22 protein-coding genes and 1 pseudogene are annotated in these 23338 nt (G+C 69.5%); 10 read left to right on the top strand and 13 right to left on the bottom strand.

Annotated elements, in window-relative coordinates; all coding sequences use genetic code 11:
- Nucleotides 1-816: 816 nt before the first annotated feature.
- The 4 genes and pseudogenes from KCH87_RS07760 to KCH87_RS07775 form a co-directional block, all read right to left on the bottom strand.
- Nucleotides 817-1332, bottom strand: coding sequence for a DUF4396 domain-containing protein (locus tag KCH87_RS07760; protein ID WP_210585162.1), 516 nt, complete (start codon nucleotides 1330-1332; stop codon nucleotides 817-819).
- 149 nt (nucleotides 1333-1481) lie between these two features.
- Nucleotides 1482-1906, bottom strand: a pseudogene (locus tag KCH87_RS07765) (heavy metal translocating P-type ATPase); the annotation flags it as partial.
- 220 nt (nucleotides 1907-2126) lie between these two features.
- Nucleotides 2127-2414 carry a heavy-metal-associated domain-containing protein gene (locus KCH87_RS07770; RefSeq protein WP_210585163.1) on the bottom strand — a complete coding sequence of 96 codons (288 nt, stop codon included), beginning with the start codon at nucleotides 2412-2414 and terminating at the stop codon, nucleotides 2127-2129.
- Between the two features lie 447 nt (nucleotides 2415-2861).
- Nucleotides 2862-3722: a DUF5134 domain-containing protein gene (locus KCH87_RS07775; protein ID WP_247195876.1), complete on the bottom strand. Its 861-nt coding sequence runs from the start codon at nucleotides 3720-3722 to the stop codon at nucleotides 2862-2864.
- A 627-nt stretch (nucleotides 3723-4349) separates the two neighbouring features.
- Between KCH87_RS07775 and KCH87_RS07780 the strand changes: the two genes are divergently transcribed.
- The gene (locus tag KCH87_RS07780; RefSeq protein WP_210585165.1) at nucleotides 4350-5147 is read left to right on the top strand and encodes an alpha/beta fold hydrolase; all 798 of its coding nucleotides are present in this window, start codon (nucleotides 4350-4352) and stop codon (nucleotides 5145-5147) included.
- Between the two features lie 112 nt (nucleotides 5148-5259).
- Here the strand turns inward: KCH87_RS07780 and KCH87_RS07785 are convergent, their stop codons facing one another.
- From KCH87_RS07785 to KCH87_RS07800, 4 genes are all read right to left on the bottom strand, one after another.
- Nucleotides 5260-6120 (bottom strand): F510_1955 family glycosylhydrolase, encoded by an 861-nt coding sequence (locus KCH87_RS07785; protein WP_210585166.1) that lies wholly within the window; start codon nucleotides 6118-6120, stop codon nucleotides 5260-5262.
- Between the two features lie 32 nt (nucleotides 6121-6152).
- A complete protein-coding gene (locus KCH87_RS07790) occupies nucleotides 6153-7178 on the bottom strand; it encodes a C40 family peptidase (RefSeq protein ID WP_210585167.1) in 1026 nt (341 codons plus the stop codon).
- A gap of 169 nt (nucleotides 7179-7347) precedes the next feature.
- Nucleotides 7348-8259 carry a M56 family metallopeptidase gene (locus KCH87_RS07795; protein ID WP_210585168.1) on the bottom strand — a complete coding sequence of 304 codons (912 nt, stop codon included), beginning with the start codon at nucleotides 8257-8259 and terminating at the stop codon, nucleotides 7348-7350.
- Nucleotides 8256-8624 (bottom strand): BlaI/MecI/CopY family transcriptional regulator, encoded by a 369-nt coding sequence (locus KCH87_RS07800; protein ID WP_210585169.1) that lies wholly within the window; start codon nucleotides 8622-8624, stop codon nucleotides 8256-8258. Before KCH87_RS07800 ends, KCH87_RS07795 begins: the two co-directional genes overlap by 4 nt.
- 232 nt (nucleotides 8625-8856) lie before the next feature.
- Between KCH87_RS07800 and KCH87_RS07805 the strand changes: the two genes are divergently transcribed.
- The 4 genes from KCH87_RS07805 (at nucleotide 8857) to KCH87_RS07820 (ending at nucleotide 13879) form a co-directional block, all read left to right on the top strand.
- Entirely contained in the window at nucleotides 8857-9270 is a 414-nt protein-coding gene (locus tag KCH87_RS07805) for a DUF6153 family protein (RefSeq protein WP_308298774.1), read from the top strand.
- Between the two features lie 88 nt (nucleotides 9271-9358).
- The gene (locus tag KCH87_RS07810) at nucleotides 9359-10015 is read left to right on the top strand and encodes a DUF305 domain-containing protein (RefSeq protein WP_210585170.1); all 657 of its coding nucleotides are present in this window, start codon (nucleotides 9359-9361) and stop codon (nucleotides 10013-10015) included.
- A gap of 1459 nt (nucleotides 10016-11474) precedes the next feature.
- Entirely contained in the window at nucleotides 11475-12584 is a 1110-nt protein-coding gene (locus KCH87_RS07815; protein WP_210585171.1) for a PLP-dependent cysteine synthase family protein, read from the top strand.
- Nucleotides 12581-13879, top strand: a complete 1299-nt coding sequence (locus KCH87_RS07820; RefSeq protein ID WP_210585172.1) for an MFS transporter — start codon at nucleotides 12581-12583, stop codon at nucleotides 13877-13879. Before KCH87_RS07815 ends, KCH87_RS07820 begins: the two co-directional genes overlap by 4 nt.
- 329 nt (nucleotides 13880-14208) lie before the next feature.
- Here the strand turns inward: KCH87_RS07820 and KCH87_RS07825 are convergent, their stop codons facing one another.
- The 3 genes from KCH87_RS07825 to KCH87_RS07835 all read right to left on the bottom strand — a co-directional run bounded on the left by KCH87_RS07825 (nucleotide 14209) and on the right by KCH87_RS07835 (nucleotide 15862).
- A complete protein-coding gene (locus KCH87_RS07825; RefSeq protein WP_210585173.1) occupies nucleotides 14209-14652 on the bottom strand; it encodes a PIN domain-containing protein in 444 nt (147 codons plus the stop codon).
- Nucleotides 14649-14909 carry a CopG family transcriptional regulator gene (locus KCH87_RS07830; RefSeq protein WP_210585174.1) on the bottom strand — a complete coding sequence of 87 codons (261 nt, stop codon included), beginning with the start codon at nucleotides 14907-14909 and terminating at the stop codon, nucleotides 14649-14651. The genes KCH87_RS07825 and KCH87_RS07830 overlap by 4 nt, the downstream gene beginning before the upstream one ends.
- Nucleotides 14910-15163: 254 nt before the next feature.
- The gene (locus KCH87_RS07835; protein ID WP_210585175.1) at nucleotides 15164-15862 is read right to left on the bottom strand and encodes a TetR/AcrR family transcriptional regulator; all 699 of its coding nucleotides are present in this window, start codon (nucleotides 15860-15862) and stop codon (nucleotides 15164-15166) included.
- A 208-nt stretch (nucleotides 15863-16070) separates the two neighbouring features.
- On the opposite strand from KCH87_RS07835, the gene KCH87_RS07840 reads away from it, so the two are divergent.
- Nucleotides 16071-16772 (top strand): SDR family oxidoreductase, encoded by a 702-nt coding sequence (locus tag KCH87_RS07840; protein WP_210585176.1) that lies wholly within the window; start codon nucleotides 16071-16073, stop codon nucleotides 16770-16772.
- 153 nt (nucleotides 16773-16925) lie between these two features.
- On the opposite strand, the gene KCH87_RS07845 is transcribed toward KCH87_RS07840, so the two are convergent.
- On the bottom strand, nucleotides 16926-17468 hold the full coding sequence (locus KCH87_RS07845; protein WP_210585177.1) for a HEAT repeat domain-containing protein: 543 nt from the start codon (nucleotides 17466-17468) through the stop codon (nucleotides 16926-16928).
- A 176-nt stretch (nucleotides 17469-17644) separates the two neighbouring features.
- Here KCH87_RS07845 and KCH87_RS07850 point away from each other — a divergent pair, with 176 nt between their 5' ends.
- A complete protein-coding gene (locus KCH87_RS07850) occupies nucleotides 17645-19006 on the top strand; it encodes a DUF3500 domain-containing protein (protein ID WP_210585178.1) in 1362 nt (453 codons plus the stop codon).
- A 229-nt stretch (nucleotides 19007-19235) separates the two neighbouring features.
- Nucleotides 19236-20777: a carboxylesterase/lipase family protein gene (locus KCH87_RS07855; RefSeq protein ID WP_210585179.1), complete on the top strand. Its 1542-nt coding sequence runs from the start codon at nucleotides 19236-19238 to the stop codon at nucleotides 20775-20777.
- Between the two features lie 118 nt (nucleotides 20778-20895).
- Here KCH87_RS07855 and KCH87_RS07860 read toward each other — a convergent pair whose 3' ends face one another.
- Nucleotides 20896-21291, bottom strand: coding sequence for a DUF6223 family protein (locus KCH87_RS07860; RefSeq protein WP_210585180.1), 396 nt, complete (start codon nucleotides 21289-21291; stop codon nucleotides 20896-20898).
- A gap of 231 nt (nucleotides 21292-21522) precedes the next feature.
- Here KCH87_RS07860 and KCH87_RS07865 point away from each other — a divergent pair, with 231 nt between their 5' ends.
- A complete protein-coding gene (locus KCH87_RS07865) occupies nucleotides 21523-22650 on the top strand; it encodes a sensor histidine kinase (protein WP_210585181.1) in 1128 nt (375 codons plus the stop codon).
- The gene (locus tag KCH87_RS07870; RefSeq protein ID WP_210585182.1) at nucleotides 22647-23306 is read left to right on the top strand and encodes a response regulator transcription factor; all 660 of its coding nucleotides are present in this window, start codon (nucleotides 22647-22649) and stop codon (nucleotides 23304-23306) included. The genes KCH87_RS07865 and KCH87_RS07870 overlap by 4 nt, the downstream gene beginning before the upstream one ends.
- Nucleotides 23307-23338: the final 32 nt, after the last annotated feature.

The raw sequence follows: 23338 nt of genomic DNA on the forward strand, positions 1-23338 counted from the left end.
GGTGCGCCCGTGACGAACACCGCGCCTGCCAGGAGCAGGTGCAGGCGTAGAGCGGCAGTGGGATCAGCAATCCAGGTCACCCAAGCTGTGACCGCGAAGAGCGCTCCGCTGGTCGCCAGCGCCGCCAGCAACGCGTGACTGCGCCGGCGCCGATGGACCACCACTTCCTCGTCTCGCAGAGCCTCGCCCCCGTCCCCGGTTGCCGTGCAACGGCCATCCGACGTGAGCGGGCTGGTTCGGCGCCGACGGACGATACGACGTCGACGGACAAACGGAAGCATGACGGTTGCACACCACCAACTCAGCAGCGCCCACGCCACCAACGCCGGCAGAGCAATGCACCAAGAGCCAGAAGCAGCCGGAATGCCAAGCACACCCGCGGCCCAACTCAGCGCCGTAGCCCTCACCACCCATCGGTGGCTTTCGCCCACCCTGGTCCGGCGCATTCCGTCGTGTGCCCTCATCCGGCGCGGGAACGGGGGACGCACCCGACCCTCACCAGCGTGCCGCTCGGCCTCCTCGTACGAGCCGAACAGCACTGTCCCGGTGTCGTGTAACCCCATACGCCGCTCCAGACAGCCACCTGGCTGCGGTGACCGGCGAGGCGGGCGCGCTCCTCGGCTTCGTGATCATGGAGGACGTCCTGTCAGAGCTGGTCGGACCGGCACCCGCTACCGCCTGAGCACCGGCCATGGCGTACGGCTGCCGGGAAGGCCGCTGAAGCCACGATCATTCACACGGCGTGCCACGAACGCGCCTGGGGCGCCCCATGGTCTCGGGGCGCCCCAGGCGCGTTGGAGCCAGTCCGACTGATGGTCAGTGGTAGGCGTGGACGACCGCGTGGCCCTTGCCGCGGCCGATCATCCACTTGTTGACCGGAGTGGTGATCAGGAAGGCGACCGCGAAGCCGCCGAGCAGAGCGGACCAGAACAGACCGTCGGACAGGTGGGCGTCCATCGCGTCCGGGGTGAGGGCGATGATGGCGTTGTCGACCAGCTCCATGACGGCGATGGAGACGGTGTCGGCGGCGAGTGCGACCTTGATGGCGGTCTTGAGGTCCAAACCGGCCCGGCGCACGGCGAACAGCGTGAAGGAGTAGCCGAAGAGGAACGCCAGCGCGATCGCCAGGACCATGGTGGGCACGTTGCCCCAGAGCAGGGCGGTGCCGATGACCATGCCGAGGATCTCGCCTATGGCACAGCCGGTCAGGCAGTGCAGCGTCGCCTTCACGGCCGTTCCCCACGTTGCCCCCGCGTGTTCGCCGTGCTCGGCGTGACCCTCGTGCGTGGCGTGGTCGTGAGCGGGTCCGGTGTGGTGAGCGCTGTGGTCCATGACCTCTTCCCCATTCTCATCCGGTGTGGCCCGTTCCCGGGTCATCCACACTTCCGAACTTTATACCCCCCAGGGGTATTCAGCCAGGCATCCAATCCTTGCGGTCGGCCGATGGGACACGGGCCATGTACTCCGCCTGGAGGGCACCGAACCGCTGTCGGGGGCGCGGCCTTCGCCTCGGCCGGCTCGCGGGGCAGCTCGATGATCCACTCCGTGAGGAGCTTCTCGTGCCCGACGAGTACGGCGTGACCGTCGACGACACCCTGGACGCCGAGGCCGGCGAGATCCTCGAAGTTCTCCGGCACCGGCAGGCTTCCGGCCCTCCCCCTGGGGTCCCCCCGGCCGAAGGCTGGGGGGACTTCGGCCGGGGGGACCCCATCTCGCTTCGCTCGGCGGCGCCTGCCGCGATGGCCTGGGCGATCGGGTGCTCGGAGGCGTGCTCCAACGCGCCCGCCAGCCGTAGCAGTTCGCGCTCGTCCACGCCGGGTGCGGTGAAGACGTCCTGGAGTTGCATGCGGCCCGTGGTGACCGTGCCGGTCTTGTCGACGGTGGCGATCAGGTCGGTGACCTCGATGCCGGCCGCGCACGAGGCGCAGGTCATGCCGCCGATGGAGAGTTCGACCTCCTGGGCGGGCGTGGGCGCCGTGCCGGCGGCCATCGTCTCGGGAGCCGTGCTGGGCATGTGCGTATCTCCAGGGGGAGGCCGGGACGTACGGCGTCCGTATCAGCGGAGCGATACGTCCCGGCGCGGGGAGGGATTCGCGTTGCTGGGGCCAGGAGCCCCGGCGGGCTGATCAGGCCCGGCCGACGAGCTCGTACCCGGCCTCGTCCACGGCGGCGCGGACGGCCTCCTCGTCGAGCGGGGAGGCGGAAGTGACGGTCACCTCGCCGGTCTTGGCGACGGCCGTGACCGCGGTGACGCCGGCCAGCGCGGATATCTCCTGCGAGACCGCGCCCTCGCAGTGGCCGCAGGTCATGCCGGACACCTTGTAGACGGTGGTGACGCCGACGCCCTGGACGTCGACCGTGGTGCCGGAGCCGCAGGAGCCGCAGCAGGAGCCGGAGTTCGTCTCGGTGGTCATTGGCTTCTTCCTCTGGATGTGGGTGCGTGGGTCGTCATCCGGGACAGGTGTTGCTTCGGGTCCCTCACCGGATGTCGACACTATACCCCCTGGGGGTATTACATTCGCCTGTGGTGCCGCCCACACGGGTCCGTGCAGTCGGCTCACGTCTCACCAACTTGCTTAGTAGGTGTCGCGGCCTGCGACGACAACTGCACATTGAGGCGACGGCGAGCAGGAACCCTGGTGAGAATCCGGGACGGTCCCGCCGCTGAGACCGGGGATGAGGCGCGACCGGCCACAGGGTTGATCGTCCACCCGCTGCGAGACGGGCTGATCGCTCTCGCGGCGTTGGCCGACTACGTACAGGTCAGCGGGGGTTGTCTCCATTCCGGACGCCGAATGCGAAGCACCTGCTCCCCGCTGGTGCGCTCAGGCGCCGCCCTGCTGCTCGGTCGGGCTCGACGGTCACGCGGCCATCATCAGCAGCATCGCGGACATGGTCCCGCCCATGCCGATGTGCGCCGCGAGCGCCGCGTCCGGCGCGGCCCCGAGCTTGCGGCGTCGGCCGTGACCGCGCCGCTCCGCCGTCCTCGCCCTGTCCCATATCGAGACCGTCAAAGACGCCAGGAAGACGAATACGGTGTCCGGCATGGCGAGCAGCCAGCGGCCCAGGCCGAATCCGGAGCCGGCGGTGCGGCCGCCCCTGCCGGTACCGCGTGCCCTCGCCCACACGGACGCCCCGATGGACAGCAGGAAGTAGACGGCGAGCGCCGCGATGACGAACCGCCACACGGAGGCGGAGCCCGCAGAGGAAGCCGTGTCGGCTGCGGTATGCGTCATGCCCTGCATGTCCATCCCGTGCGTGGCACCCATCCCGTGCATGTCCATGCCGCCCGTGTGGTGCGTGTCCGTGGTGCTCGCCGTGTTCTCCAGGCCTGGCATGTGCGCCATGGAATGTCCGCCGCCCAGCGCGAGGACCGGTCCGGACGACGTGCTCGTCATGGCGAGCGTCATGATCACCATGCCCGCGCTGCCGACGATGAGGTGGACCCAGTGACGGCCGCGCTTCCACCCGCCCTCGCGCGTGTGCCTGACCGCCACCGCGACACCCCCGAGCCCCAGAACACCGAATGCCACCGCCCACCACATGCCGTAGCCCGCGTACCAGCCGACCGTCGCCGGCAGCGCCATGGCGGCCATGCTCAGGCCCATCAGCAGGTCGCCGCCCGCCGCGAATCGGGCCTCACCGCGCGTGGTCACCACCCGGACCGCGCTGACGGCGGCCACCAGGGCGGCGACCAGCGCGATGGCCCAACTGAGCGCCATGGTTCCCATGTTCACCTTCCCGGTCGTCCGGACACGGCGGGCCTGCGCTGCCGACTCCGCCTCGCCGTACGGGGCACCTGGGGGCGCAGCGTGGGCTCTAACTGCTAGTGCCCTTAGTACGTTTGGGGGCTGGAGAGCGTTCAGACTGCCGGTGGGATTCCGCGCTGTGCCGACCTGATCGGCCTCTTGATCCCTTGGGCGGAGGAGTGGACGGCCGCACGCCGAGTGAAGCCGGTCATGCAGTGAGGCTGAGTCTCTTCAACCCTCCGGCTTGTGCGCGACCCCGATGACGCAGGGAGAGTTGGGCGTCGTACGGCAGTTGAGAAGGAAGTCGAAGCGTCGCGCTCGCTCCCGGCATCAGTGGCTGTGGCCGTCCTCCGCGTGACCGGATTCCTCCTCGGTGACCGCGCGCCGCAGCCGCGGCGAGCCTGTCCTCCGGCGATCATGTCGGAATGAGGGTCCAACCGCCGGCCGGGAGATCGGGTGGCTGGGCTCTCGGTCAGCTGATGCAGGACGAACCCTCTGTGGTACGTGCTGTTCCTTCAGCCCCCCGGTGAGGTACCCCCGCCGGGTATGGTCGGTGGCCTGTTCAGACGACTCAGTCCTGGCCTGCGGGGAGGCGACACGATGGACATCACCTACCGGGGCAGCGATGGGTGCCCCCTATATGCAGTGAGCGTTGGAGCGGGTCCAGCGGTGTTCCTGCTGCACGGCGGCGGACCGGATCATCGCAGCCTTCTGCCCCTGGCACGTCTGCTGGCCGACCGCTACCGAATCGTGCTGCCGGACGTGCGAGGGTATGGCCGGTCGGTCTGTGTCGATCCGGCCCTCCACACGTGGTCCCGATACGCAGACGATGTCCTTGCGCTGATGGACCACCTCGGACTGTCTGGGGCCGCTGTCGGCGGCACCGGTCTGGGCGGCACCATCGCATTGCGCGCCGCCTCGGCCCACCCCGAGCGGGTACGCGCGGCACTGGCGATCAGCCTGGAGGACATCGAGGACGACGAGGCCAAGCAGGCCGAGGCCGAGATGCTGGAGCGGTTCGCCGCCCGCGTACGGTCCAGCGGGCTCAGCGCCGCGTGGAGTGATCTACTGCCGTCCCTGGCCCCCGTCATTGGGAACCTCGTACGCGAGGCCATTGACCGCGCCGATCCCGCGAGCATCGTCGCCGCGTGCGCCATCGGTCGTGACCGCGCGTTCCGCAGTGTCGACGACCTGAAGGCCGTCACCGTCCCGACCTTGATCGTGCCGGGCGCCGACGCGCGGCATCCCGGCGAAATCGCCGCGGCCGCCGTCCAGGTCCTGCCCCACGGCGAACTCGCGCCTGCGGCCCCGTTCGACACGGTGGAGACTGCCGAGGACCTCGGGCAGGCACTCGCTCCGGCCCTCAGAGCCTTCCTCGATTCGCACATGCCGGCCTGAGCAGGCAGCTGTGCCCTGAGCGCGAAGGTCTGCGCAATCGGTACCGCGGAGTTGGCGCTGCTCGTGCAGGTGCTGGGGGCAAGGGTCGTTGATCCGCCGCCCGTCGGCGGTGTCACGACGCGAGCGGCGCGAGTTCCGTGAAGGTCTTGCCGCCGTCGCGGGACTCGTACACGCCCGTCTGCGTCGCGGCGAGGATGTGGTCGGAATTGACGGCCGTCAGAGCCTGGGGCTGTCCGCCGGGCACGGCCGCGAGCTGCTTCCAGGTTGTGCCGCCGTCCTCGCTGCGGCTCAGCTTCCCGGACGGGTCGATGCCGAACAGGGACTTCTCCGAGGGCCAGGACAGCAACGCCTGCACCGGCTCGGCCCCCTTGGCGAAGGTGCGCCCGCCGTCGGTGCTGTTGACGACGCCCTCCGCGGTCGTGGCCAGCAGCCTGTCGCCGTTGGGGCTCACCGCGAGGTCGAGGGCCTCCAGCCTCGCCCGGTCGTCCCAGCTCTTGAGGTCGCTGCTGACCCGGATGCGGCCGCCCTCGTATCCGTAGACGATGCCCTTGGCCGAGTCCAGGGAATGGAAGTCGGCTTCTCCCGAAAGTGACCGGGACGTCCAAGTGCGGCCCGCGTCCGTGGTTTCGATGAGGCCGACGTTGCCCGGACGGTCGCTGCCCGGGGCGCCGTGTCCGCCGGCGACGAAGGTGTTGTCGCCGGTCACGGTGAAGCCCATGAAGTCGTCCTTGCTTTCGCCGACGAGCTTCGGCTCCTCGCCCTTGGTGACCGTGTGGACGCCGTTGTGGGTCGCGACGTACACGCGCTCGTCGGCCGGGTCGACGCCCAGACCATGCACATGGGCCAGCGGCGTGGACTCATCCGAGGCGGCGCCCGTGTTGGAGGCCCCGCTTCCACAGGCGGTGAGGGCGAGTGAAGCGAGAGCGGTGCCCGTCGCGGCGAAGAGGGTGCGGGTGGCCGGGCGTGCAGTCACAGAACTTCCTTGGGCGGTACGGGTGTTGGTGCTCAGGGCCTGCTCGCGGCGAAGAACGGCATGCTGTCGAGGGGGACGATCTCGATGTTCTTTCCGGTGCGCGGCGCGTGGATGGCCTTGCCGTCGCCGACGTACATCCCGTTGTGCTGGTTGTCGTTGTACCAGTAGATGATGTCGCCGGGCTGAAGGTCCGACCTGGCCACCCTGCGGCCGGCGTCGTACATCTGCTTGACGGTGCGGGGCAGTGAGACGCCCGCCGAGCCCCAGGCCGCGCCCACCAGTCCTGAGCAGTCGTAGGAGTTGGGGCCGGTGGAACCCCACTCGTAGGGCTTGCCGAGCTGGGCGTACGCGAACTCGACGGCGGTTCTGGCGCGACCGCCGGCCGGACCGTTGTAGCCGGCCGGCGCGTCGCTGCTGCCCGAGGCGGCGTCCGCACGCTCCTGGTCGGCCTCCATCTTGGCGCGCTGCTGGGCGGTGAGGCTGTTGAGGAGCTTGCGGGCCTCTCTGAGCTTGCCCTGGACCTCGTCCTTCTTCTCGCCGGCCTTGGTGCGCGCCTCCTCAAGGTCCTTCAGCCGCTGGGTGGCGGTCGCGCGTTCCTGCGCGAGCTCGCGCTGCTTGCTCTCCAGCGCCCGCAGGGCGTCGGCCTGCCGGTCGCTCGTACGGCCGAGCATCTCGGCCTTGTCGAGGTAGTCGTCCGGGTCGCCGGCCAGGAAGAGCTGCACGCTCTCGTCGACGGCGCCGCTGCGGTACTGCGCTGCCGCCAACGGGCCTATTTTGGCGCGCAGTTCGTCGATCTCCTGCTGTTTGCGAGCCAGCCGGTCCTGTGCGCTGTCCACTTCGCCCTGGAGCTTCTTCTCCTCCTCGCGGACTTCGTTGTACTCCTCGGTGGGAGCCTCTGCCTCCTCGTAGAGCTTCTCCACCTGCTTGCGCACCTCGTCCACCGTGGGCTTGGGAGCGGCCTGGCTCTGCGTCGGCAAGAGGCTGACGGCACCGGCGGCCATGCCGAGGGTGGCTATCCGGGCACGGCTGGGCGGCTTCGGCCGACGGTGCGTTCCCATCGTGGAGTGGCTCCTCTGCGGGCGTCTGTGGACAAGCGACGGGCTCAGGCCGTCGAGCCGACGTCTGGGGGTGCCCAGGCATCGACCATGCAAACGCGTTAGAACTTAGTAGCTTCGTAGTTCGGATCGCAAGCGAGTCCGAGTCACATCCGTCCCACGCGAAACCTGGTCAGCCGAGAGGGGGCGGGCAGGCGACCAGCAGCGGCAGCAGCGGTACGGCCGCGGCCGCGGCGGCGACAGAGCCCCACAGGGCGGGATGAGGAGCCTTGCGCGGGCCGAGTACTCGCTTCAGGCGGATCAGGACCGTGTGCCCGCCCGCAGCGAATGCGCCCTTGGGCGCGCGAGCCGCCGCCATCTCGCACATGGCCGTGGCCAGTACCTCGTGGGAGTGGCTGCGCAGTGCGCGGTCGTCCGCGATCATCTCCAACAGCAGCGCCGTCTGCTCCCGGGCGTGCCGGGCCAGTGGCAGCCACCGGAACACCGAGCGGAATGCCTCCACGGCGGCGAGAACCAGGTGGTGTCGGCCCGCGATGTGAGCCTGCTCGTGTTCCAGCACGGCGCCGAGCTGCTCCGATGTCAGATGGCGCACGGTCGCGTCACTGATCACGATCCGGGGGCGGCGGCCGGGCAGGCAGTACACGGCGGGTACGTCGTAGGGCATGACAGTGGCGCACAGCCGGTCCGAGTGACGGCCCACCAGGTCCACCGCCTCCCGGTGCCGCTCCCGGGCCCGGCGGGCTCGTACGACATGGAAGGAGAAGCTGGCGAGCAGGGCGATTCCGATGACGGCGGGCACGCCGAGAGCGAGCCGGTCCGCCGTGTCCGGGTCGGGGTGACCTGCGCTCGTACCCAGGCCGCAGGAGTGCAGGAGACCCACGAGTCCTGCGTGCAGGTGCTCGGCCGGCATGGCCAGGTTGTACGCGGTGAGCGCGGCCCCGATCGAGAACGACACCGCCAGGGCGTGCCACACCGCTGCCGCGAGGGCGGGGGCCCGGTGCGGCCAGCTGCTGCGCAGCATGACGTGGGGCGCGACGAATCCCACCGCTGCCGTGTAGCCGACCAGGACGGGGGCCGCGTTCACGACTTCGCCTGTCGTCCTACGTTCCGCAGGGCCTTGCGCAGGGCGGCGACCTCTTCCTCGGACATGTTCTCGACGAAGTGGACCAGTGCGGCCGAGCGGTCCTGGCTGGCTTCCAAACCGTCCTCCATGAGTGCGGCGGCGTACGCCTCGCGGCTGCGGACCGGGGTGTAGAGCCAGGCTCGGCCCTGCTTGCCACGCAGCAGCCAGCCCTTCGTGTACAGGATGTTGGTGACGGTCATCACCGTGGTGTACGCGACGGGGCGGATCTTGTTGATGTCGTCGACGACCTCACGCACCGTCGCCGGACGCTTCCACCTCCAGAGGCGGTCCATGATCTCCGCCTCGAGATCCCCCAGCCGTCGCATGGCCCTGACTTCCCTTCGCCGCCCAGTACGCAAAGCCATAGTAGACGGGGGTCTGTCAGGCCCTTGGGGGCGTTGGCGGACGGCTACACCTGGCCGGGCAGCTCGTACCCGGCTTCGGCGATTACGTCGTCCACGTTGCGCCGTGGATACCCCGGGCGGGTATCGTGTCATGTGCCCACTCCGGCGACGCCCGAGATGCAAGGGATCAATGACCCGCCCCTACGATGAGGCCGTGGCTCGCCTCGGACAGCTCGCTCGACCGCACTCGACGGTGCGGTTCTCCGGGCTGCTCGTGTGCGCCCTGCTGCTGGGGCTGCTCGGTATGCACGGCCTCGGGCCGGTTCCGCCAGTCGCGGCCGCCCCCGGTCACGAGCGTATGGCGGCGGTCGAGGACATGCGTGTCGTGGCGTCCATGCCGGGCACCTGCGATCACGGCGACGGCGGCTGCGAGGGCCACACGGACCACGCGGATGCGACGTGCGCCTCCGCGTCCGCGAACGGATCGCCCACTGTCGTTCCCATGATGCTGCCCGACGTGGCGGCCTGGGCAGCGCCCACGCAGCTGCGCACTTCTCCGTCCGGCTGTGGTCCCGACGGCGGCAGAGCCCCGCCTTCACTCTCCGAACTCCAACTCCTGCGGATATAGAGCAGCCCGCGCGTCGACGCACGCCCGAACAGGCGCGACGCCGCGCATCGGCATGCCCCCTCACAGATCCAGTCCCAGGAGCTCAACCATGCCTGCACACCGCAAGCTCATCCGCCGTACCGCCCTCGCCGCCACCGCGGGAGTCGCCGCCCTCGTCCTCGCCGCCTGTGGCAGCGACAGCGGCGGTCACGACATGGGGTCCATGGAGTCCGACTCCAGCCCGACCGCGACCGCTTCCGCTTCCGCTTCGGCCGAGGCCGGCACCCACAACGGCGCGGACGTCGCCTTCGCCACGGAGATGATCCAGCACCACCGTCAGGCCGTCGAGATGGCCGACCTCGCGGACAGCCGTGCCTCCTCGCAGGAGGTCAAGGACCTCGCCACGAAGATCAAGGCTGCGCAGGACCCGGAGATCAAGACGATGTCCGGCTGGCTCACCTCGTGGGGCGAGGAAGTCCCCGAGGACATGTCGTCCGCCATGCCCGGGATGGACCACGACATGTCGTCCTCCATGCCCGGCATGATGAGCAGCGAGGACATGGACAAGCTGGACAAGGCATCCGGCGCCGAGTTCGACACGATGTTCCTCGAGATGATGGTCGAACACCACGAGGGCGCCATCGAGATGGCCAGGACCGAGAAGGCTGACGGCAAGTACGGTCCCGCCACGAAGCTCGCGGACGACGTGATCACGGCCCAGACCGCCGAGATCGGGCAGATGAACAAGATGCTCGGCAAGAGCTGACATACCGTCAAGGCGGTGGGCCGACAGGACGAGATCCCGTCGGTCCACCGTTCTTGTGCCGTCGGGACGCCTGGCGGACTGTTTGCAGCCGATGAAGTGCCCGGCCCATCACGGCGGTTGGCCCTGCCGGGCGGCGGGCCCGTGCCCACGTGGCTTGTTCACGCGGTGTTCGCATGGTTCGAAGTACAGGTGCCTTCCGAGTCAGGCTAGGATCACGGCGTGATTACGGCCTGGTCTCCGTCTGGCGTACAGCGGAGCCGCTCATCAGCGGCTCTGTGGCGTGTGCTGGGACTGGGCCTGCTCCTCTTCGGCCTGCTGTATACGCATGCGGTCAGCCCTGATGCGACGGTGAGTCACCTCACTTCCGCGGAAGCCGCCCCGGTGTCCGACGTTCTCATCGAGTCAACTGCCGAGCCGGAGAAGGTTGCAAGTGCCACGCGGGTTCTGACGGCGAGCGATTCTTCGGAAGACCATCACGGTGGTCATGGGAAGCACCCCGCCGGAGGGGAATGCACGCTGGGACAGCCTCCGCAGGGGCCTGACGTGGGGATGCCCAGCCTGTGGCCGTTGAGTTCGGTCACGGACAACTGCCTTGTCGTCCCAGCGCATGCTTGTCCCTCCGTGGCACGGGACTTCGCGGTGCCGACAGCGCACCATGCGGCAGAAACTGCGGTTCTTCGCATCTAGGTCAGCGCCCTCACGAACCGGTCGACACTTCCCGGGGATGCACCGACTCGGCCAGAAGCCACAGTCGTGCCCACTCTCCGGTCGGTCGGTTCATCGGCGTCTGACCTCCTGCGCGTCGCCCACAGTGCGGCGCCGGGTGGTCGACGGCTCTCCACCACCCCCCACTGATCGCTGCCCCGTGCCGTGAGTCTTCCGGCGAGGGCGGCCGCCGCGCGGAGGACCTGTGCCGCATTCCCCTGCCACATCTCGTGTTCCTGCCCCAAGAACGGGTTCGCTTCGAAAGATTCGAAAGAACGGACTCGTGCGCACCGCGCTCTGCATTCTGTTGCTCCTGGTGCCGCCGTGCGTCGGCGACCAACTCCATGCCTCGGAGCAGTCGTACGGTCGCTCGGCCGCCGCGTCGAGTGACGTCCCGTTACCGGAGGCGAGCTTCGAGAAGGAAACCCTCGAAGCCGCCGAGTCCCCGGACCGCTGTCATGGTCCCGGTCCTGGACCTGCCGCGTTCGCGCCGGCGACCGCTCGCGTTCTGCCGCCCGCCCTCGCCGCCGTGTCGCCGGCGGACACGGCAGACAACCTCACGCGTGTCTCTACCAAGGCGTCGCGAAGACGGCCGCCGAGCGGCGGCCGGCCCGCTCTCATCGCCATCTGCCGGTGGCGCACATAGACGCCGCCCCGGCGGTCGGCCCCGGCCGACCTGCCGCGCACCGCGCCCTTCTGACGGAGCGCGAGATGAGCATCCGCACGCGTCCACACCGAATGAGAGCGAACACAGATGCACTCTCTGACCACGAGTGATTCCATCCCCGCCGGCTCCACCCTCCAGGGGCTCGTCGGCAACACCCCCGTATTGCAGGTCTCCCAGCCCTTCACACCGGCCGACCGTGGCTTCTGGGCCAAGCTGGAGGGCTTCAACCCCGGCGGCATCAAGGACCGCCCCGGACTGCACATGGTCGAACGGGCCCGGACCCGGGGGGACTTGCAGCCGGAACGCCCGATCATCGAGTCGACCAGCGGCACCCTGGGCCTCGGCCTCGCCCTCGCCGGGATGGTCTACGGCCACCCCGTCACCCTCGTCACCGACCCGGGCCTGGAATCATCCATGACCCGACTCCTCACCGCCTACGGCGCCACCGTCGACATGGTGTCCGAACCGCACCCCACGGGCGGCTGGCAGCAGGCCCGCCGCGACCGCGTCGCCGAACTGCTGGAGCAGCAGCGCGGAGCCTGGTGCCCCGACCAGTACAACAACCCCGACAACGTCACCGCCTACACCCCGCTCGCCCTCGAACTCGCCTCGCAGATGGGCCACATCGACACACTCGTCTGCAGCGTCGGCACCGGCGGGCACTCCGCGGGCATCTCACGCGTCCTGCGCCAGCTGTACCCCGGGATGCGGCTGGTGGGCGTGGACACCGTCGGCTCGACCATCTTCGGCCAGCCCGCCCGGCCCCGCCTCATGCGCGGCCTCGGCTCCAGCATCTACCCGCGCAACGTCGCGTACGAGAACTTCAGCGAGGTGCACTGGGTGGCGCCCGCCGAATCCGTCTGGGCCTGCCGGCAGTTGGCCGCCTCGCACTACGCCACGGGCGGCTGGAGCGTCGGAGCGGTCGCGCTCGTGGCCGGCTGGCTCGCTCGTACGGCCCCGCCGCCCACCCGCATCGCGGCGATCTTCCCCGACGGACCCCAGCGATATCTGGAGACCATCTACGACGACCAATACTGCGCCGAGCGCGGGCTGCTGGCGGCACCCCCGGCACCCGAACCGGAGGTCATCGGACGCCCCGACGAAAAGGAGGTCATCCGCTGGACCCGCTGCGCGACCGTCGGCGACCCGCTCTCCCTGCCTGCCGAGACGGCCGGTGCCGAAGGCGGGGCGCTGTGAAGACGACACTCACGCAGGTCCGCACCTACGACCGAAGCGTCCAGCTGCTCATGGTGAACCAGTTCACCATCAACCTCGGCTTCTACATGCTGATGCCCTACCTGGCCGCCCACCTGTCCGGAACCCTCGGGCTGGCCGGCTGGCTGGTCGGGCTCGTCCTGGGCGTACGGAACTTCAGCCAGCAGGGCATGTTCCTCATCGGCGGCACCCTCGCCGACCGGCTCGGCTACAAGCCCCTGATTGTCGCCGGTTGCGTGCTGCGGACCGTCGGCTTCGCCACGCTCGGCCTGGTCGACTCGGTCCCGGCGCTGCTCGCGGCCTCGGCGGCGACCGGTTTCGCGGGGGCCTTGTTCAACCCGGCCGTCCGCGCCTACCTCGCGGCCGACACGGGCAAGCGCCGAGTCGAGGCGTTCGCGCTGTTCAACGTCTTCTACCAGGCCGGGATCCTGCTCGGCCCGCTGGTGGGCATGCTGCTGACCGGCGTCGACTTCCGGATCACCTGCCTGGTCTCGGCGGCGATCTTCGCGCTGCTGAGCGTTGTGCAGATCCGGTCGTTGCCGGCTCGCCGGGCGGACGACGCGGCGCGCACGAAGGCCGGCGGCCGGGAGCGGGTGCTGTCCCAGTGGGGCGGGATCCTGCGCAACCGCGCCTTCCTGCTCTTCTCCACGGCCATGATCGGCTCGTACGTCCTGTCCTTCCAGGTCTACCTGGCGCTGCCGCTGGAGGTACGACGACTGGGCGGCGAGGGGGAGTTCGGAACTGCGGCCGTCGCGCTCCTCTTCGCCGCGTCCGGTCTCGCCACCATCTTCGGCCAGACCCGGGTGACGGCGTGGTGCACGGCGCGGTTGGAGCCAGGACAGGCCCTGGCCTGGGGGCTGTTGACCATGGGGCTGGCGTTCGTGCCGCTCCTCGCGGCGACGGCTGTGCCCGTGCCCGACGAGGGGATCGGACGCCGGCTGCTCGCCGCCGTTCCGCCGACGCTGGCCGCGCTGATGCTGGCCCTGGGCACGATGATCGCGTACCCCTTCGAGATGGACACGATCGTCCGGCTCTCCGGTGACCGTCTCGTCGCCACCCATTACGGGCTCTACAACACCATCTGCGGCGTCGGTATCACACTGGGCAACCTGCTCACCGGAGCGGCCCTCGACGCTGCCCGGGCGGCAGGCATGTCCGCGCTGCCGTGGCTGGCGCTGCTCGTCCTCGGCCTGGCCTGCGCCGGGTCCCTGTACGGGCTGCACCGGGCCGGCCGGTTGACACTCAACGCTGCTGAACCCGAGCCCGTCGTGGCGTAACGGAACAATTCTTGAGGGGCGAGCCGCCTGATGGCAGCGGTTCGCCCCTCCCTGAGGCCCCAAGGCTCGTGGCATGCATTTTCTGGTGCGGGTCGCGCTCGAAGATGGGGCACGCGGAGGGCACGAGTGCCTTGCGGGTGCAGCCCGCTCACGTTGCAGCACGGCACTGACCTGCGACTTCACGTCAACCATGAGCAAGTTCGCGTGGCCAGAGCACTCAGCCTGTCCGTCCCGAACGACGCCGGACGCATACCGCTCATCGCGCATCTCGACAAGAGGAGGCGCAACGTCCTTGCGGGAGCAGGCGCTTGGCCGCCGAGGATCCCGCGTCAGAGCGGAAGGTCGTCCGGGAGTACCCGGAACGCCTTGTGGCGGCCCAATGGTCGTACGGCCCGGAAGTCCCTTCGGTCGAAGGTGAGGATCGCATCGGTGTCGTAGTCGGCCGCAAGCGCCACGTTCACCGCGTCGGCGAGGTCCAGGTCGAGAGTGCCGTAGCGGAACCGGACGGACTGAGCGGCGCCCAGGTGGTCTTCCGTAATCTCTGGCATGACGACCCGGCCCCGGCTCATCCAACGCCGCAGGTCGTCGACCGCGCTGACGGCGGCTGCGCGTCCCAGCTCGCGCGTGGCCACGTGATCGAGTTCCGCCAGCAGGAGCGGGGACATGATCAGGAGACCGGCCGTCATGATCGCCTCGTTCGCCGCCCCGTGCTCCGGGTGCGTCGAGTCGAGAGCGGCCAGGAGGCCGGACGTGTCCGCGATGACAATGATCACGCAGCGGTTCCGGAGTCCGTCTCGCGGCGGACCGCATCGGCGACCGCGTCACGGACCTCAGCCTTGGACGGCGTACGCCCCGACCCCTCGAACGTCCGCGAGAAAAGCGGCTCGTCCCAGACCCGGTTCGCCATGGCCGCGAGATGGATCCCCTGTCGGATGATCTCGGCCTCGCTTATGCCCCGCCGCTTGGCCGCCTCCTTGATGATCGCCAGGTCTTCGGGGTCGGCGTAGACGTTCGTGCGCTTCATGGACATGTACCAAGCGTAGTCCATGTACTGGATTGATGTACATAACACTTTCGGCGCGTTGCCCAGGCGGCGACATCGGCGATTCTCGTCTCCCGCTCCAGATTGAAACCCCAGGTCAGTGGCCTGGGGTTTGTTGTTGTCCAGGGCCCTGGGGCGCAGAAGTCGCTTGGGGAGAGGGCGACTTGTGAGAGCCCTGCTGCATGGCCATGCCGGCCACCGACCGCGTCACCATCCAATTCCGCGTCCGCGCCCAGTAGGGCTCAGCTTTTCTTCCCCGGCTTCGGTGCGGTGCCGCCTGCCGGGCCGGCGCGGAGCATGGCCTTGTAGAGGGCGTCGTGCTCGGGCGAGGCGGGCAGGGGGCCGCGGGCAGGGGTCTCGAGGGACTGGATCATCAGGGCGACGACGCGTCGCCAGGCGTCGGGAGCGGCATCGCCGCAGGCGTTGACGACGCCGGCGTTGGCCATGTGGATCAACACCAGGTCCGAGGGGTCGAAGTCCTCGCGCAGGCGGCCTGTGGCCTTGGCGCGGTCGATGAGCCGCACCATGGCCTCGTACGCCTCGTTGCGGCGCTGCTCCAGGGCCTTGGCGGTGGGGAAGGTCGTGGTCAGGACGTCGGCGAAGCCGTAGTCGGCGGCCTGCATCGCGCAGGCGGTCTCGATGTAGCCGGTGAAACCGTGCCAGGGGTCGGGGTCGTCGAGGGCGACGGCGACCGCGTCGGCGTAGGCATCCATGCGGTCGAGGAAGACGGCGGCGACCAGGTCCTCCTTCGTGGGGAAGTGGCGGAGGATGGTGGCGATCCCCACTCCTGCCTCGCGGGCCACGGATGCCATGGAGGCGTTCAGGCCGTCACGCCCGAACACCGTGCGCCCGGCGGCGATGATCCTCCCCCGGTTGCGCTCGGCGTCACTGCGCAGAGGCGGGGTGGCGGAGTCGCCGGTGGGCTGGGCGCCAGGGTTCATGCCGGCGAGTCTAGCAATCGGATTGCCCTATCCATTTTCGGTGGTACGGTTGCCACGGCGAACCGGATAGGACTATCCGGTTAGGAAACGGATAGCCCTATCCAAATTGGAGGCCTTGAGGCGCCCGGTGCCTGCACCGGCGGCAAGGCGCTCCCACCAACGCCCGACACACCGATATCCCCCAACGAGGTTTTACGAAAGGATCGCTGTGACCAGCATCGCCATCGTCGGAGCCGGCCCTCAGATGGGCCTGGCCATCGCCCGTACCTTCGGCTCCCAGGGCTTCGACGTCGCCCTGATCTCCCGTAACCGCGAGAAGCTCGACGGTCTTGTCGGCAAGCTCGCTGCCGAGGGCGTCACCGCCGCCGCGTTCCCCGCGGACGTGCTCGACCGCGACGCGCTCACCCAGGCGCTCAAGGACGCCGCCGCACGGTTCGGCGGGATCGATGTCCTGGAGTACTCCCCGGTGGGGACGTTCGGTGTCACCACGCTGACCGCTCCGGCCGAGACCGAACCGTCTCATGTGGAGTTCGAGATGAACTTCCAGCTCTACGGAGCCATCTCCGCCACCAAGGCGGTGCTGCCGGCGATGCGGGAGGCCGGCGCGGGCACCCTGCTCTACACCACCGGCGCCGGCTCGATCTGGCCCGACCCGCGGGTCTCCAACGTCAACGCCGCCGCCGCGGCGCTGCGCAACTGGGCGATGAACCTGCACAAGGAGCTGGACGGCACCGGCGTCCAAGCCGCCCACGTCGGCATCGACTCGTCGATCGGCGTCTCCGTCATCCCCGGCGTCGAGGCGGCCAAGCCCGAGCAGATCACGCCCCTCTACTGGCAGCTGCACACCACCAAGCGCGACGAGGCCGAGCTCGTCTTCCGCCTCGATGCCGAGGGCTTCCCCCGCCCCTGACACAGCGCCGGCTCCACTGACTCGGCCCCCACGTCGAACCCCGGTCAACTCGTCAGCCACTGAGAGGGGCTCCCGGCGACTCCGATCGGACGGCGTGCCCATAGCGTGCGCCGGCGCTTCCCAAGCTGAGAGCGCGAGTAGGGGCTGTCGTGCCTATTTGGAGACCCGTGGGACGGTCCGTTCGTAGATGGTCCCGCCGTGTGTGTACCAGCCCGCCTTCTTGCGGACGGCCGGGCTCGGATCCTGGGTGTGGGATGCCTCCAGGGCGGTGACGGCGCGGGCATCGGTGTGGGCGAACTTGCCAACGAGTTCGGCGGCCCTGCTCCGGACGTGCGGGTCGGGGTCGGAGGCCAAGTGGCGCAGTGCGGGTTCGAGGACCCGGTCCGGGCCGGGTGCGCAGGTGTCACCCTTGCACCGGTCGCAGGCCAGGGCATGGAAGGCGGAGACCCTGACCCGGGCGTCGGGGTCGTCGGCCATAGCGATGAGCTCGTCCATGGAATCGGTGTCGACCAGGTGATCGAGAAGGCGGCAGCAGCCCTCGCGGACTGCCGGATTCTCGTGGTGCAGGCCGGCACGGATGGCACTCAACGCGTCCTCGCCGCGCCGCAGCAGTGCGTGGTAGGCCGCGACCGTGCGCTGAGGGTCGCCCAGGCAGGAGACGAGGGCTTCATTGTCGGTTCTGGCGAATCCGAGCATGTCCCTCAGTCTCAAGCCACGCCGGGAAGTCCGGCAAAAGGTTTTCTCATCCGCCGTGGCAAGCGCCCGCCGTGCCCGAGCCGGCGGCTCACACCGAACGCTCAGTTCGTCCCACATACCGTGCACAGGGCTCCCTCCTAGCGTGAGTCGCGATCCACGCAGCAGAGGAGTAACCCGTGAGCGAACCCCACGCCGCCCATGACGACCAAGGAAGTCCGCATGTCCACGGACACCGTCACCACGAACCCGGTTCACCTGGCTCGGTGGCGCGTCGCCGGTTCATGAAACAGGCATTCGCGGTGGCGGGAACCGCCGCGTTCTCCACGATGCTCGCCGCGTGCGGATCGGGTTCGTCGTCCGCTTCATCCGTTTCGTCTGCTACGTCGTCGGCCGCGCCGTCGAGTGAGCCGAGCGGTGGGCCCGGAGGCCCGGGTGGGGGCGGCGGCCCGGGGATCACCGACAAGTTCGTGGGTGTGACCACGAACGGCACCGTGATCAAGGACCTGTACAGCATCCACAAGACAGGCGTGAGCACGAAGGCAGTCGTGGCCGCCGCCGAGGCATGGCTCGCCTCCCTCACGGCCGCGCAGCGCAAGGCCGTCACGTTTCCCGTCAACGCAGCTGATTACACCAAGGATCAGTGGCGCCTGTGGACCAACGTGGACGGGGACCGGGACGCCGGCCTGAGCCTGAAGGACATGACCACGGCACAGCGGACCAAGGCGATGGCGATCCTGAAGCCGGGCATGAGCGCCCGCGGACTCCAGAACGCCGACAAGGTACGCCATCTCAACCTCTACGGAGGGCAGTTGGTCGACGAGACCGACCAGTTCAACGACGAGCTGTACTGGCTCACCATCATGGGAACCCCGTCGACCACCCAGCCGTGGGGCTGGCAGTTCGAGGGTCACCACCTGGTGATCAACTACTTCGTCCTCGGCGACCAGGTCGTCATGACCCCGACCTTCATGGGGACCGAGCCCCGCGTCGCCAACTACGGCATCGACAGCGAGTACGAAGGCACGAAGAGCTTCGAGGACGAACTCGCCGCCGGCTACGCCCTCGTGCGCTCGCTGAGCGCGGACCAGCAGTCGGTCGCGATCACCACGACCGCCACCAGCGACCGGGACCTGACGGCCGGCGCGTACTCGGACAACGCGGTCATGGCGTACGAGGGCATCAAGGCCACCGACCTGGACTCCGCGCAACTGGCGAAGCTGTGGAAGATCGTCGAGCTGTTCGTCGGGAACGTCGACGAGGGGCACGCCGAGGTCAAGATGGCCGAGGTCAAGAAGCACAAGGACGAGACCCACTTCTCCTGGCACGGCGCCACCGACGACGACGTACCGATGTACTACCGCGTCCACAGCCCCGTCCTTCTCATCGAGCTCGACTCCCAGGACCTAGGGCCCATCGGAAAAGCGGCGGGATGGGATACCGGGATGACTCAGCGGCACATCCACGCCGTCATCCGCACCCCCAACGGCAACGACTACGGCAAGGACCTCCTCGCCCTGCACCTGGCCCTCGACCACTGACGAGGTGCCGAGGACGGCCCCGTGGCCCGGCAGGGCACGGGTCCGTTGAGCGGACTGGCGGCGTTGCACACCCGTCGCTCGAAACGGAGCATGTGGTCTTCCCGCTCGTTCCTGCCTCTCGGGAGGTTCAGTGCGCACCGTTGTCCGACGAGAACTTGCGGCTCTTGTGAGCCTGCTCGCCCTGCTGACCGTCGTATCGGCCATACCTTCGTCCGCGGCCCCTCGCCCCTTGACGATCTCCACGGACAAAGGTGCGGTCGGGGGAGCCACGGCGGAGGGGGTCGATCGGTTCCTCGGCATCCCGTACGCCGCACCACCGGTCGGTACCCGACGCTGGCAGCCGCCCGCACCCGCTTCCGCCTGGTCGGGCACGCGGTCGGCCACCGCGTACGGCTCGCGCTGCCTCCAGTCGCCCACCGGCACCGGCCCGGGCATGAGCGAGGACTGCCTGTCTCTGAACGTCTACACCCCCGAACGGCGCACCAACCGCCCCCTGCCGGTGATGTTCTGGATCCACGGCGGGGGATTCTCCAGCGGCGCGGGTGACCTCTACGACGGCTCGCAGATCGCGAAGGCCAACAACATCGTGGTCGTCACCATCAACTACCGCCTGGGCGTGTTCGGTTTCCTCGACGTGCCCGGACTGAGCAGGCAGGGTGCGGGCAACTACGGCCTGCTCGACCAGGAGGCGGCGCTGCGCTGGACGCAGCGCAACATAGGCGCCTTCGGCGGGGACGCGGGCCGCGTGACCATCGCGGGTGAGTCGGCCGGCGGCCACTCCGTCTGCGCTCTGCTGTCCTCGCCGCCGGCGCGCGGCCTGTTCGCCGGTGCGATCATCCAGAGCGGCGGATGCCCGAGCCTCACGGTCGCCCAGGCCACCGCCAAGGGCGAGGACTACGCCGCGGCCGCCGGCTGTTCCGACGCGGCGACGTCCGTCGTGTCCTGTCTGCGGGCCAAGCCGGCGAGCGAACTGCTGGGCGCAGCCGGCGGATTCACCGGCGGCATCCTGAGCGGCCCCCTTCCCGTGTCCGGGGTTCCCGAACTGCCCCTGTCGCCGAGCGTCGCCGTACGATCCGGACGGATCCACAACGTCCCCCTCCTCATCGGCAGCACGCGCGACGAGGTGCGCCAGTGGGCACTGCCGTTCGCGAACGCGACGAAGGAGCAGTACGAGCGGGCGGTCAGGCTGGAGTTCGGTGCGCGGACGGCGGACGCCGTGCTCGCGCACTACCCCTACAGCGCCTACGCCGGCCCGTACACCGCCACGTACGCCATCAGCGCGCTGTGGGACGACAGCAGCGTCTTCTACGGACTGGGCGGCTGCCGGTACCAGAACCTCACCGCTCAGTTCGCCACTCGGCAACCCAGGACGTACTTCTACGAGTTCGACGACCCGCACCCGCCCACCCTCGCGACGACTCCGGCCGGCTTCGACTCCGGCGCCCCGCACGCCAGCGAGCTCGGCTACCTGTGGCCCATGGAGACATCGAAGTTGCTGACTCCGGAGCAACAGCAGCTGTCCACGGCGATGGTGCGCTACTGGGGCGCGTTCGTGAAGCACGCGAACCCCACGACCGGAGGACTGGCAGCCTGGCCGTCATACCGCAGCGGCACGTACATGTCCCTGCTGCCCGGCGACGACAGCCAGGCCCTGAAGTCCGAGGTGTACGCGGACCGGCACCAGTGTTCGTTCTGGAACAGCATCAGCTACGACGGGCTCACCACCAACCCGGACCGCCTCGCCGCACAGGCAGGCGTTCCCACGTCCTGATGCCCGGCTGTGCAGGGCTTGGCCTGTGGCTGGAAGAACGGATCCTGGCCGAGCCGGGCCGGCACACGCCGGCGGCCACCCTCGCCGACGCCGGAGACGATCACCAGGACAGTACGTATCAGGCGGCCCCGAACCCCCGATCGTGTTCGATGCGTTCGGCGGTCCGCTCAGTGCGTCGGGAGTGGGTGAGAGCCCGCCGGCCGAGGGCCATGGCGATCAGCCCCAGTGGGATGGCTCCGATGGCTCCCACGGTCCCGTTGCCGGTGCCGGGGCCACCGCTGGAGGTGGCCAGATGCAGCGCCGCGAGGGCCGTGCCGGCCAGCCCCACCGCCATGGCCGACAGGGCGCCGAGGCGTGCGTTGCCGGTGCTGATCCGGCCGGCGACGCGGGCCAGGGCCAGAGCGGCGAGGGCCACGCCGATCAGTCCCACGCCGAGGGCAAGGTTGGCTCCGGTCCGCCCGTCGCCGATGACTCCGCCCTCGGCGGCGACCATCAGGGCAGCTGCTGCGCTCATGCCACTCTCCTCCTTCTTGGACGGCGAACTACGAGGTTTCGCTGTGCCTTGAGCGTGCCTGCCGACCGTGCTGCCGGTCGTCCGGCAGACGCAGTCTCTTCGGACTGCCGTCGGCATGGCAGTCGACTGCTGCGGATGCGGCAGGCGGCGCGCGGGTACCGCACGTGCGGTAGCCGGCCGCTCGTCCGTCGGCGGGACTCGCTCGCAGCGGCGTCCGGCTAGGGTGCGCGCATGGGCACAGGGCGTTTTCGTGTCCCCGCGGGTGCCATGGACTGGGCGATTGCGGTCGGCGTGGCGGCACTGCTGTTGGGCACCGGGTTGTCCGGGCAGCACCCTGCCGGCGCGCGCGAGCTGTTCGGCTCCGTGCTGCTGGCAGCGGGGAGTCTGGCGCTGGTCGCGCGTCGCAGGGCTCCGATTGCCGTGCTGGCCGTCACCGGCCTGTGCGCGGTGGGCTATGAGGCTGCGGGTTTTGAGGTGCTCGCTGTGTCGTACCTGGTTGCGGTGTACGGCGCCGTGCGCGCCGGGCATCGTGCGCTGACGGTGGCGGCATCCGTAGCCCTGCTCGTCGTCCTCCCTCTCACGGCGCTGGTCTTCCGCGACGGGCCCGCGCGCGAGGCGTTCACGCAGGCCCGGAACGTACTCGAAATCGCCTGGCTGATCGCCGCCTTTGCCGCCGGTGAGGCGCTGCGGCAGGCCGAGCGGAGGGCGGACGAAGCCGAGCGCACCCGGGAGGAGACCGCGCGGCGCCGCGCCGACGAGGAGCGGCTGCACATCGCGCGGGAGCTGCACGATTCGCTCACCCACCAGATTTCGATCATCAAGGTGCAGTCCGAGGTCGCCGTCCACGTGGCTCGCAGGCGCGGCGAACAGGTGCCGGAGACCCTGCTGGCGATCCAGGCGGCCGGACGTGAGGCGACCCGGGAGCTGCGCGCGACCCTGGAGGCCCTGCGTGACGACGACACGGCCCCGCCGCAGGGCCTCGAGCACGTGCCGGAACTGGTGGAGCGCGCCCGTGCGATGGGCCTGGACGCGACGCTGACGATCGAAGGGCAACGGCACGACGTGCCGGCCGCGGTGGGCCGTACCGCCTACCGCATCGTCCAGGAGGCGCTGACCAATACCGCCCGGCACGCCGGTGCCACCACTGCGACGGTCCGGATCGAATACCGGCCCGACGCCCTCGCCGTCCAGGTCGACGACGACGGCAAGGCCACCCCGGACGGCGCCCCGGCCCCCGGTCTCGGGCTGATCGGCATGCGCGAACGCATCACCGCCCTCGGCGGTCGACTGCGTGCGCAGCCGCGCACCGGGCACGGCTTCACCGTCCAGGCCGAACTCCCCGTGGAACGAGGATCATGATCCGTGTCCTGCTGGTCGACGACCAGCCCCTCATCCGCAGCGGCTTCCGCGCACTGCTCGACCTCGAGGACGACATCGAGGTGGTTGCCGAAGTCGCCGACGGCACGGAGGGCTTGGCACTCATCGAGCGGCATCTGCCCGACGTCGCGCTCATCGACATCCAGATGCCGGTCATGGACGGCATCGAGGCGACCCGGCGCATCGCCGCGGACCCGGCCCTGGCCGGCGTGCACGTCGTCATGCTGACCAACTACGGCATGGACGAGTACGTCTTCGAAGCGCTGCGCGCCGGCGCCGCCGGGTTCCTGGTCAAGGACATCGTGCCGGAGGACCTCCTGCATGCCGTACGGGTCGCCGCCCGCGGCGACGCCCTGCTCGCCCCGTCCATCACCCGCAAGCTGATCCACCGATACGTCACCCAGCCCCTGCCCACCACCGGCACCGCACTGGAGGAACTCACCGGCCGGGAACGCGAAGCGGTCGCCCTGGTCGCACAGGGCCTGTCCAACGACCAGGTCGCCGACCGCATGGTGATCAGCCCGATGACCGCCAAGACCCACATCAACCGGGCGATGACCAAACTCCACACCCGCGACCGGGCCCAACTCGTGGTCCTCGCATACGAATCCGGCCTGGTCGCCCCACGCAACCACTGACGTCCGGGCAGCGGTCGCCGACTTCGCGGTGA

It is taken from the genome of Streptomyces sp. GESEQ-35, from assembly GCF_017948485.1.
Taxonomy (GTDB): domain Bacteria; phylum Actinomycetota; class Actinomycetes; order Streptomycetales; family Streptomycetaceae; genus Streptomyces.

Coding starts and splice junctions, on each gene's coding strand:
- KCH87_RS07870 (WP_210585182.1), top strand. CDS start 22,647: ATGATCCGTGTCCTGCTGGTCGACGACCAGCCCCTCATCCGCAGCGGC.
- KCH87_RS07800 (WP_210585169.1), bottom strand. CDS start 8,624: ATGCGACGGCTGGGGGATCTCGAGGCGGAGATCATGGACCGCCTCTGG.
- KCH87_RS07790 (WP_210585167.1), bottom strand. CDS start 7,178: ATGGGAACGCACCGTCGGCCGAAGCCGCCCAGCCGTGCCCGGATAGCC.
- KCH87_RS07760 (WP_210585162.1), bottom strand. CDS start 1,332: ATGGACCACAGCGCTCACCACACCGGACCCGCTCACGACCACGCCACG.
- KCH87_RS07810 (WP_210585170.1), top strand. CDS start 9,359: ATGCCTGCACACCGCAAGCTCATCCGCCGTACCGCCCTCGCCGCCACC.
- KCH87_RS07830 (WP_210585174.1), bottom strand. CDS start 14,909: ATGTCCATGAAGCGCACGAACGTCTACGCCGACCCCGAAGACCTGGCG.
- KCH87_RS07835 (WP_210585175.1), bottom strand. CDS start 15,862: ATGAACCCTGGCGCCCAGCCCACCGGCGACTCCGCCACCCCGCCTCTG.
- KCH87_RS07780 (WP_210585165.1), top strand. CDS start 4,350: ATGGACATCACCTACCGGGGCAGCGATGGGTGCCCCCTATATGCAGTG.
- KCH87_RS07865 (WP_210585181.1), top strand. CDS start 21,523: ATGGGCACAGGGCGTTTTCGTGTCCCCGCGGGTGCCATGGACTGGGCG.
- KCH87_RS07775 (WP_247195876.1), bottom strand. CDS start 3,722: ATGGCGCTCAGTTGGGCCATCGCGCTGGTCGCCGCCCTGGTGGCCGCC.
- KCH87_RS07860 (WP_210585180.1), bottom strand. CDS start 21,291: ATGAGCGCAGCAGCTGCCCTGATGGTCGCCGCCGAGGGCGGAGTCATC.
- KCH87_RS07770 (WP_210585163.1), bottom strand. CDS start 2,414: ATGACCACCGAGACGAACTCCGGCTCCTGCTGCGGCTCCTGCGGCTCC.
- KCH87_RS07815 (WP_210585171.1), top strand. CDS start 11,475: ATGCACTCTCTGACCACGAGTGATTCCATCCCCGCCGGCTCCACCCTC.
- KCH87_RS07845 (WP_210585177.1), bottom strand. CDS start 17,468: ATGCTCGGATTCGCCAGAACCGACAATGAAGCCCTCGTCTCCTGCCTG.